This window comes from Microbacterium sp. H6, assembly GCF_003314775.1.
GTDB lineage: Bacteria > Actinomycetota > Actinomycetes > Actinomycetales > Microbacteriaceae > Microbacterium > Microbacterium oxydans.
In genome coordinates, this window is the sequence record NZ_QOAY01000174.1 from 1 (window position 1) to 8,943 (window position 8,943).

Annotated in this window: 10 protein-coding genes; 2 read left to right on the top strand and 8 right to left on the bottom strand. The window is 68.2% G+C overall.

The features are described from left to right. Positions 1–105 precede the first annotated feature (105 nt). From DSP71_RS11080 to DSP71_RS11090, 3 genes are read right to left on the bottom strand one after another with little or no spacing between them, the layout of a single operon-like run. Complete coding sequence (locus tag DSP71_RS11080) at positions 106–1,674, bottom strand: S8/S53 family peptidase (RefSeq protein ID WP_113681123.1); 1,569 nt, start codon at positions 1,672–1,674, stop codon at positions 106–108. 57 nt (positions 1,675–1,731) lie between these two features. After that, a complete protein-coding gene (locus DSP71_RS11085; RefSeq protein ID WP_113681124.1) occupies positions 1,732–2,187 on the bottom strand; it encodes a hypothetical protein in 456 nt (151 codons plus the stop codon). After that, positions 2,184–2,864: an RNA polymerase sigma factor gene (locus DSP71_RS11090; RefSeq protein ID WP_231589697.1), complete on the bottom strand. Its 681-nt coding sequence runs from the start codon at positions 2,862–2,864 to the stop codon at positions 2,184–2,186. Before DSP71_RS11090 ends, DSP71_RS11085 begins: the two co-directional genes overlap by 4 nt. A 70-nt stretch (positions 2,865–2,934) precedes the next feature. Between DSP71_RS11090 and DSP71_RS11095 the strand changes: the two genes are divergently transcribed. Further along, positions 2,935–3,153, top strand: coding sequence for an SCO4848 family membrane protein (locus tag DSP71_RS11095; RefSeq protein WP_113681125.1), 219 nt, complete (start codon positions 2,935–2,937; stop codon positions 3,151–3,153). 24 nt (positions 3,154–3,177) lie between these two features. On the opposite strand, the gene DSP71_RS11100 is transcribed toward DSP71_RS11095, so the two are convergent. After that, complete coding sequence (locus DSP71_RS11100; protein ID WP_113681126.1) at positions 3,178–4,545, bottom strand: MFS transporter; 1,368 nt, start codon at positions 4,543–4,545, stop codon at positions 3,178–3,180. 74 nt (positions 4,546–4,619) lie between these two features. On the opposite strand from DSP71_RS11100, the gene DSP71_RS11105 reads away from it, so the two are divergent. Further along, on the top strand, positions 4,620–5,210 hold the full coding sequence (locus DSP71_RS11105) for a helix-turn-helix domain-containing protein (RefSeq protein WP_046748094.1): 591 nt from the start codon (positions 4,620–4,622) through the stop codon (positions 5,208–5,210). A 5-nt stretch (positions 5,211–5,215) separates the two neighbouring features. Here the strand turns inward: DSP71_RS11105 and DSP71_RS11110 are convergent, their stop codons facing one another. From DSP71_RS11110 to DSP71_RS11125, 4 genes are all read right to left on the bottom strand, one after another. Next, complete coding sequence (locus tag DSP71_RS11110; protein ID WP_113681128.1) at positions 5,216–6,340, bottom strand: aromatic acid exporter family protein; 1,125 nt, start codon at positions 6,338–6,340, stop codon at positions 5,216–5,218. A 147-nt stretch (positions 6,341–6,487) separates the two neighbouring features. Then, on the bottom strand, positions 6,488–7,174 hold the full coding sequence (locus tag DSP71_RS11115) for a hypothetical protein (RefSeq protein WP_113681127.1): 687 nt from the start codon (positions 7,172–7,174) through the stop codon (positions 6,488–6,490). Beyond that, positions 7,174–8,088, bottom strand: coding sequence for an ABC transporter ATP-binding protein (locus DSP71_RS11120; RefSeq protein ID WP_061015282.1), 915 nt, complete (start codon positions 8,086–8,088; stop codon positions 7,174–7,176). The genes DSP71_RS11115 and DSP71_RS11120 overlap by 1 nt, the downstream gene beginning before the upstream one ends. Continuing rightward, on the bottom strand, positions 8,085–8,474 hold the full coding sequence (locus DSP71_RS11125) for a GntR family transcriptional regulator (protein WP_046748097.1): 390 nt from the start codon (positions 8,472–8,474) through the stop codon (positions 8,085–8,087). Before DSP71_RS11125 ends, DSP71_RS11120 begins: the two co-directional genes overlap by 4 nt. Between the last annotated feature and the right edge of the window lie 469 nt (positions 8,475–8,943).

An 8,943-nucleotide genomic window follows, 5' to 3' on the forward strand; every position in this document is an offset into this window, starting at 1 on the left:
ATTCGTGCATTCGTCCTGCAGGTGCACCGCCGGACGCCCCGGTCAGCCGCCCGGCACCAGGACGAGCCGCCCGCATCGGTACGGACGGCTCGTCCCGGGGGTGCGTCAGACGGGATCGATCGGGCTCGGCAGCGACTTCAGGACGGCGGCGACCGCCTTCGCCGCAGCGCTGGGGGTCGCTCCGCCGACCGGCACCGTACCGAGCTGCGCGGCGACCCGCGCCGCGACATACGGTGCCGAGAACGACGTACCGCTCCACACCGCGAAGCCCCCGCGGTAATCGTCGGGGTCGATCGTCTCACGGCGCAGACCTTCGACGTCGGCCCTCGTCGCCGCCTGGGCGCCTCCCACGAACGCGGGCGAGGTGCTCACCACCGCCGCTCCGGGTGCGTAGGCCTGCACCCACGGACCGATGTTCGAGAACAGGGCGACCGACTGGCCGGAAGGATTCAACGCTCCGACGGAGACGAGCGGCGCGTCCTTGTCCCGGCGGATGCCGTTGTCCGCGCCCGGCCATGGCCACAGGGATGCCGGGAAGGAGGGGCGATCGATCGCGTCGTTCCCCGCGGAGCACACCACGACGCAGCCGAGTTCGCGTGCCTTGGCGAGCAGCTGGTAGAGCGTGAGGCTGAACAGTCCGTCGGTCGGCGTCTCGTGGTAGTAGCTGAGCGACAGGTTCAGCACATCGATCGGGAAGCCCGTCTTCGGGTTCTCGCGGTGGCGCGCCAGCAGCGTCACGACCTGGGCGACCGTCTCGAGGAGCGTGCTCTCGTCCACGACGCCGAGCGCCCCCGCGACCCGGATCGAGAGGATGTCGGCGTCCGGAGCCGCCTGTCGGACGATGCCCGCGATGAAGGTGCCGTGTCCCGCGACCGCGTCGATCTCCCCGTCGAGCTGCCCGTACAGGTCGGGATAGCGCTCCGGATCGGCGTCATCGGTCAGCCCGACCGGCACGCCGTCGAGGTCGACGGTGCGGGTGACGATGTCAGCGGGAAGCCAGGCGTGCTCGCCGCAGCCGGTGTCGAGGACAGCGACGACGGGTCGTCGTCCGCGCTTGGGGCTGGGACCGCGCACGGGCGCAGGCCCCAACCAGGTCACCGGCTGTCGTGCTCCGCGTCCGGGCTCGAGGTAGTCGTCGCTGCCGCCGGCGCCACCCGCACCGCGCACCGGGTTGGTGCGGGTGAACGGATTGGTGCGGGTGAACGGGTTCGTCCTGGTGAACGGATTGAGCCCGACCGGATCGATGGAGAGCACGTGGTCGAGGCTCGTGCGCGGCATCGTCGAGCGGGACATGCGGCGTGCGCGCTGGAGCACGCGCCAGGCATCCGGTGCGACGGGCGATTCACCGCGCACCGGCTCGTCCGGCGTGCGCAGCCGTGCGCGCAGGAAACCGGGAACTCCCGGCACGAGTTCGCCGTCGACCGCTGAGCGGGTGTCGTCCTCGATCTCGAGCTGCCAGCCGAACGTGTCTGCCGCGTCGCGGAGCGTGCGCACCTCCCGGTCGTAGGCCTCCTCATCGCCGAGAGCGCGGGTGATCAGCAGGCGTTCCGGCAGGTACGCCGTCGGAAACGCACGGATACCGTCCACCGGCTCCGTGCTCGGGTCGAGCGCCGTGCCCCGTCGGATCGATCCCTCCGCGCGGTCCTGCCAGGTCCATCCCTTGGGCTGATCCATGCGTCATCCTCTTCCTGCGGGTGGACCCGCGTCTTCATCGACGGGCGGCGCCCGTGGTCACAGCTCGAACTGCGGGGTCGCCAGTGTGCGCGTCTCGTCCCCGATCACGGTGGTCAGCTGAACGCGCGTGAGGCCGGGCGGGACGTCGTCGAACACGAAGCGTCCGGTCTCCTCCGGCGTGATCGACCTGGTCTTCTCGCCCTGGGTCAGGACGATCTCGGCGGCTGCGGTGTCGACCCAGCCGTCGACGCGGCGGCGTCCGGAAGCCGTCGTCGTCACGTGCAGCAGGATGCTCGTCGATCCGTCGCTGAACTGCAGGGTGAGCGCGTCGGCCTCGCCCCGCACCGCGCCTAACTGTCCTTCGACAAGAGTGAGCAGCGCGTATTCACGGTTCAGCCCGTCGGCGGCGACTGCGGCGACCATGCGGTCGATGAGGCCGGCGGGCATCGGATCGACCTCGCTCCACAGGGAGCGGAGCCGGGCGAACACCTGGGCGTCCTCGTTTTCGGTCATGCGAATCCCCCTGCCTGCGCTGTCGGTGGCGCGTCCAGCAGGGCGCGTAGTTTGGCGAGGCACCGGTTCCGCGTGGGGCCGATGCTGCCGACGGGCATGGCGAGGTCGCTGGCGATGCGGGCGTAGTCCGGACGATCCTCGAAGGCGATCACGCGCAGCAGCTTCTGGCAGCGCTCGTTCAGACGCCGCACAGCCGCCCACAGCCGCCGGTTCTCGTCGCCGAGGGTGGCGTGCTCTTCGGCCGACGCCTGTTCGGGCAGCAGTGTGTCGAGGTCATCCGCTTCGGTCGTGTCGACCTTGCCGTGCGCTTTCGCGACTTTCCAGGCCTCCCGGCGGGCGGTGGTCGTGAGCCAGGCCGATACGGCCCGTGAGTCGCTGATCGAGTCGTGGCCGCGGACGAGTCGCAGCCAGGTGGTCTGCACGACGTCTTCGGCGAGGGTGCGCTCCAGCCCATAGGCGCGCACGACGTGCCAGAGCACGGGCGTCATCAGCCGTACGAGCTCGTCCATCGCGCGGCTGTCGCTCTCGCGCCATGCGTCGAACAGATCCGCGGCGCGCTCCCAGCGTGCGCGCCCGTCGTCCGAGGCAGGATCGTGAGCGGTGCCGGGTGCACCGTCGATCATGAAGCCCATTGTGATCACATCTACCAGGAGCGCGGCAAGGGCTTTCTGATACATGTCTGCATCCAAGAATCCGCGCGGATGATCGTGCGGGGAGGCCCATAGAAGAAGTCGATACCGTTGAGGGGTGATCCCCCTCGCCATCGTGCTGTTCCTCAACGCCGCCTTCAACGTTCTGGTCTGGCCGCAGTTCTACAAGCGCGTGTCCAAAGACCCCCGCGCGCGGGACGAGAACGGCAAGGCCACGGCGTTCCTCAAGGTGCATGCCGTCCTCATCGCGGTCGCGCTCGTGCTGGCTCTCGTGTCCCTGTTGGCGGGGATCGCCGCGCTGACCGGAGCGCTCTAGCGCCGACCGCCTTCTCCCGGGAGCTCAGGCCCTCTCGTACTGCTTCGCGTGCTCGGCCCAGCGGGACTCGACGGGCAGAGCGCGCAGCGCCCGGTTGCCGAGGGCCATCGCCACGGCGACGAGGCAGAGCGCTGCGCACACCAGGATGGTCCACTCCCGGCCGATCCAGGCGAGGCCGAAGCCGGCGATGAGTGGTGCCAGCGGCATCGCGCCCATGCCGAGAACACCGGCAGCGCTGTTGGCACGCCCCAGCAGGTGACTCGGGGTCGCGACCATGAAGTAGCCCATCATGCCGGCATTGAGCGCCGGGACCAGCAGTACCGAGACGCCGAGCACCACGGCGATGATCAGCGGGTCGGTGACCACCGACAGCACGATGGCACCTGCCGAGATCACGGAGAGCCCCGCGATCGCCAGGATTCCGGCCTTGATGCGCGGGATGAGCAGCGGGGCCACCACGGCTCCCGCGAGCATCACGGCGCCGATCGACGCGCTCAGGGTGCCGATCAGAAGCTCGGAATGTCCGTCCTGCTGGAGGGCGTAGATGATGGTGGTGATCGTGGCGTTGAAGCCGAGGTTGATGACCGTCGTGATGAGCAGCACCCCGCCGAGGTCGGGACGGGAGAGCAGCCACCCGAACCCCTCGCGGAGCTCCTTCCACGCGTCGGGCTTCGCCGCGGGCGGGGTCGTCGAGGTGCCGAAACCCAGACCATCCGCCGTGTCCGCGGCGTGTTCGGGCTCGACGCGCCGCGCAGCACGCAGATGGTCTGGGTTTTCGCCCGCATCGACCACTCCGGCGCGACGCGCCTGACGCCCCAGCATCCACGCGGTCAGGGCCGCGATCACGTGGCACAGGGTCATGACCACACCGACGAGCCAACCGCCGACGCCGAGCAGCAGACCACCGAGCGGACCACCCGCCAGCTGGAGAGCGGCATCGCGCCCCTGATTCGCGGCCTGTGCGCGCCCCATCGCGTCGTCGGGAACGATCTCCTTGATGGCGCTCTCGCCCGCAACGTCGAAGAGTCCGCTGCGTGCGGCGAGCAGCACGTCGACCACGAGCAACGACCCGAAGGTCAGGGCGTCCCCCAGGGCGAGAAGCGTGAAGCCGCCAGCCAGCACGATGCCGATGAGCGAGCCGAGGAGCATCAGCGCGATACGGCGATGGCGGTCGGCCAGCACGCCGCCCGCAAGGGTCGTGAGGAGTCGGGCCGCCATCCCGACCCCGCCGATGATGCCCGCCTGAGCGGGGTCGTTCGTCACGATCAGAGCGAGCAGGGGGATCGCGAAGGCGAAGAGCGCGCCGGCGAGCCCCTTGCTCGTATCGCTCACCAACCAGGTGAGGTAGCGCGTGTTCCGCCACAGGCGATGAGGCTCGGTGAGGGTGGTCATGCGTCGAGATTAGATGCGCAAGAAGTATTGCGCAAGGCTTATTGCGCAATTGGAAGTGCGGGTAGGATCGGGGGATGACGGAGGATCGCACGAAAAGCGCGCGCGATGACCCCGCCTGGATGACATCGGCCATGCTGAAGGCCTACTCGCACCCGCTTCGGCGCCGGATGATCCGCCTCTTCGCCCGGCGGGACTTCCTCCGCGCAGCCGACATCGCCGCGGAACTGGGCGTGCCGGCGAACAGTGCCAGCTTCCACCTGCGCGCGCTCGCCGATGCCGGGCTGATCGAAGAGGCGCCGGAGAAGGCCCGCGATCGACGCGACCGCGTCTGGACGGGGCACAAGGGTCCCCTCAATGTGGGCGGCCCGGAGAGTCCGGTCGCCGACGAGGAACTCGGCAGCGCCGTGATCGCCGCGCTGGTCGAGGATCACCACGACCTGATGCGCCGCGTGACAGCCTGGACTCCCGAATACGTCGCCGGTCGCACGGCAGAGGTGCATGCCGCCTTCACTCAGCGCACGATGCGGTTGACCGAGGCCGAATTCGACGACCTGATGGTGAAGATCAACGACGTGATGAGCGCTGCCGACGATGCGCACGATGACACCGACCCCGATGGCCGCTATTGGCAGGTGGATGTGATCGCCGCCGACGACACCATCTGACGCGGCTACTCGACCTCCTCTTCCCTCTTCTCGGAGGGGGAGCCTGTACCGCTCAGGATCAGGATGCGTCGCAGGTGCATCGCGGTGAGCACTCCCGGACCCATCGACCGTCGGACGTCGACCGTGCGGTCGTCGACGGTCTCGAGGAGCAGCCGGATCGCCCGCGCCGCCTCGGCGCGCACGCGGTGATCCTCGCTCGAGGAGGCATCGCCGTGCGCGATCACTTCGGCCACCGCATGGCACGCGGCCGACAGCGGACCCGGGAGGGCGGGGTCGAGCGCGAGCCCTGCCGGCCGCTCCCAGATGGTGTCGGCGATCTCGTCGGCGATGTCGCGGATGAGGTGGCCGATGCGATCGAGGGCGGCGAGCTCATCGTGGCTCTGCTGGATCCGCGAGCGGTGTCCCTTGGCGCGAGGATTGCCGCGGCGACTCTCCTCCGCTTCGGTCAGGGCCGCCCTCAACTCCGAGGAGGTATCGGCCAGCGAGGCCGCGTCATCAGCCCACTGCTCGTGCTCGGGAGGCCACGACTCCGAGACCGCCGAGCCGATGTCGTGCAGATGCGCGGCCAGCTGCTCGCGGAAGTCGGCCACCCGTCCTGCTGCTGCCATGGTGAGCGGCGCCGGCGCGATGACCAGGTTCACCACCAGGCCGACGACCACCCCGACCGCCATCTGCGTCAGATACCCGAGCGAGTAGTCGTCGGCGTTCTGTCCGCCGATGATCAGCACGAACAGGGCGGCCATCGGCACATACTCGCGACCGACGCCGAACCAGCCCGTGCCCGACACGAGTACGCCGAGGCCGACGACGAGAGGGATCGACCACCAGGTCGGACCCACCGTGATCACGATGAGTGTCGCGAGGCCGATTCCGGTGGCCAGCCCGAGTAAGGTCTGCAGACTCGATCTCGCCGAGCCCATCAGAGTCGGATACATGCTCACCAGCGCGCCGAGCGGAGCGTAGTAGGGGTACTCGTCGGTGACACCGGGCATGTGCGGTGCGATCGCCCAGGCCAGCCCGACCGCGAGCATCGTCTTCACGACGAGCAGGAGCCGCGCGGGGAGCACGGCCTCATGCAGCGAGCGGGCGATACCCGAACGGCGGGCCCGCAGACGGGGAGGGATCTTCACGCGCACCGAGCGTAGTGACCGTCGCGGCTCTTCGGCACCCGGTTGCTTCCGCCGTGCTCCGAAGCTAGGGGGATCCGCTGACGAAAGCCACGATGCCGCGACCGCACGGGGTGTGCGGTCGCGGCATTCGTGTTCTCTCGCGGAGGATCAGGGGATAGTCCTGCGGAACGCGAGGAACGACACTCCCGTGAAGACCGCGGTGAGCACGAGACCCCACAGCGCCAGTCCCACCGCCCCGAGGTCCATGATCGCGGCGCCGACGTGGTTCCACAGGTCGAGCCGGGTCGCCAGGAAGACGAGGCCGATGAGCACCAGCGCCAGCCCGATGCCCACGATGAGCAGGACCAGCTGCCCCCAGCTCTTGTAGATCGTCGCGCCCGTGAACCCGAGCACGAAGAAGAACAGGGCGAGTGTGAAGTAGACGACGAAGGCGCCGAGGGGCCCGGCGTCCCACAGCCACGGCAGGTAGAAGACGTAGCCGTTCACGCCGTAGCCGTTCGTGGCGACCTCGATGCCGCCGCCGATCAGGAACAGGATTCCCATGAGGGCACTGCCGAGGACCGCCGTCAGCAGCGTGCCGAAGAAGAACTCCCTGCGGGTGATGCTCATGGCCTGCGAGAACGGGAAGGTCAGGGTCATCGCCGACATGCCGATCGCGAAGAAGTACCAGAGGGGCGCTTGGCCTCCGCCGCCGTACTTGGGGGTGTCGACCGGGATCATCGCGTAGATGATGATCGAGATCACGACGGCAGCCGCGAGGATGATCAGCGGGTACCAGACGAAGGTGCCCTTGTTGATCAGCTGCAGGCGGACGACGTTGAATGTGCGTCGCATCAGCGCACCTCCTCTTTCGCTGCGTTCTCTCTCGTGGAATCGGTCGCGACCTTCTGCGTGAGCCGCACGACCAGCTGCTGCAGCGAGACGGGTGCGAGGTCGAGTCCTGACGCGGTGATCTCGGCGCGATCCTCCGACGACACGGCACCGAGGACGGTGACCGACGCGACCCGGCCGAGCGACTCCCGGTGCAGCACCTCCCGCGCACCCACCCAGGCATCGACCTTGGCGGCGTCGCCCACCACGGTCACGGCGCGTTCGCGGACCGCATCCGTGTCTTCGTTGAGCAGGATGCGCCCATCGTCGATCACGATGACCTTCTCGATGAGGTTCGACACCTCGTCGATCAGGTGCGAGGACAGGATGATCGTGCGCGGATGCTCCGCGTAGTCCTCCACCAGTCGGTCGTAGAAGATCTGTCTGGCGACCGCGTCGAGACCGAGATACGGCTCGTCGAAGAAGGTGATCTCGGCGCGCGAGGCGAGACCGATGATGACCCCGACTGCGGACAGCTGGCCGCGCGAGAGCTTCTTGATCGTCTGCTTCATCGGCAGCTGGAACTCGGCGATGAGCTCGTCGGCGAGCGCCTGGTCCCAGTTCGGGAAGAACAGGCTCGCAGCCTTGAAAGCGTGCTTGGGGTACGCGTCGTCCGGATACTTCTGGCTCTCGCGGACGAAGCAGATCCGACTGAGCACGTGCGCGTTCTCGTACGGGTGCTCGCCGAAGACCTTGATGGTTCCGGATGATTCGAAGTTCTGCGCGGTGAGGATGGACATGAGCGTGGTCTTGCCTGCACCGTTCCGGCCGAGGAGGCCGTAGATCGCGTCTCCCTCGATGGCGAGCGACACGTTGTCGAGTGCTCGCTTCTCCTTGTAGCGCTTGGTGAGGTTCTGCACCTCGATGACGGCGGTCATGCGGGGGTCTTCCCTTCTGCGTCGATGGTCAGTGCGGCGCGCTGCCTGAGCAGTGCCGCGAGATCTTCCGCGCCCAGCCCGAGCGTGCGGGCTTCGGCGAGGAGCGGGTCGATGTAGCGATCGGCGAACGCGGCGCGGCGCTCGCCGAGGAGCAGCTCCCTGGCACCGTCGGCGACGAACATGCCGATGCCTCGGCGCTTGTAGAGCACTCCCTTGTCGGTGAGCATGGCGACTCCCTTCGCTGCGGTGGCGGGATTGATCCGGTAGAACGCGGCGAGCTCGTTGGTGGAAGGAGCCTGCGCCTCCTCGCTGAGTGTGCCGTCGACGATCGAGTCCTCGATCTGCTCGGCGATCTGGAGGAAGAGCGGCTTGCCTTCTTCGATCACGAGTCCTCCGCGTGGTTCGTGGGTTAGTTACTTAACTAAGTAACCATATAACTCACGCGGGTGTCAAGGGGCTCGTCGCTGGTGCCAAAACCCAGACCATCCGGTGTCCGCTCGGCGCGTTGGTATCCGCCTCCGGGGAGACACGTCGGGCGCGGACGAATGGTCTCCGTTTTGGCAGGAGTGCGCGGGCGCGGGTGCGGGTGTGCGAGGAAGGTGTGGGTGTGGGTGTGGGTGTGCGAGGAAGGTGTGGGTGTGGGTGTGGGTGTGGGTGTGGGTGTGGGTGGGGCGAGGGTCAGGAGTCGCGGCGGAGGGCGCGCCAGTCCTCGACGATCTGCAGCATGCGGGTGGAGAGGAAGCGGAAGAACTCGGCGAGCTCGATCGCGCGGTCGTGGGCGCCCTGATCGTCGTCGTGCTCCGCGGCGATCTCGTCGATGTACTCGGAAAGGCGCGAGTACACCGGCATGTTCCC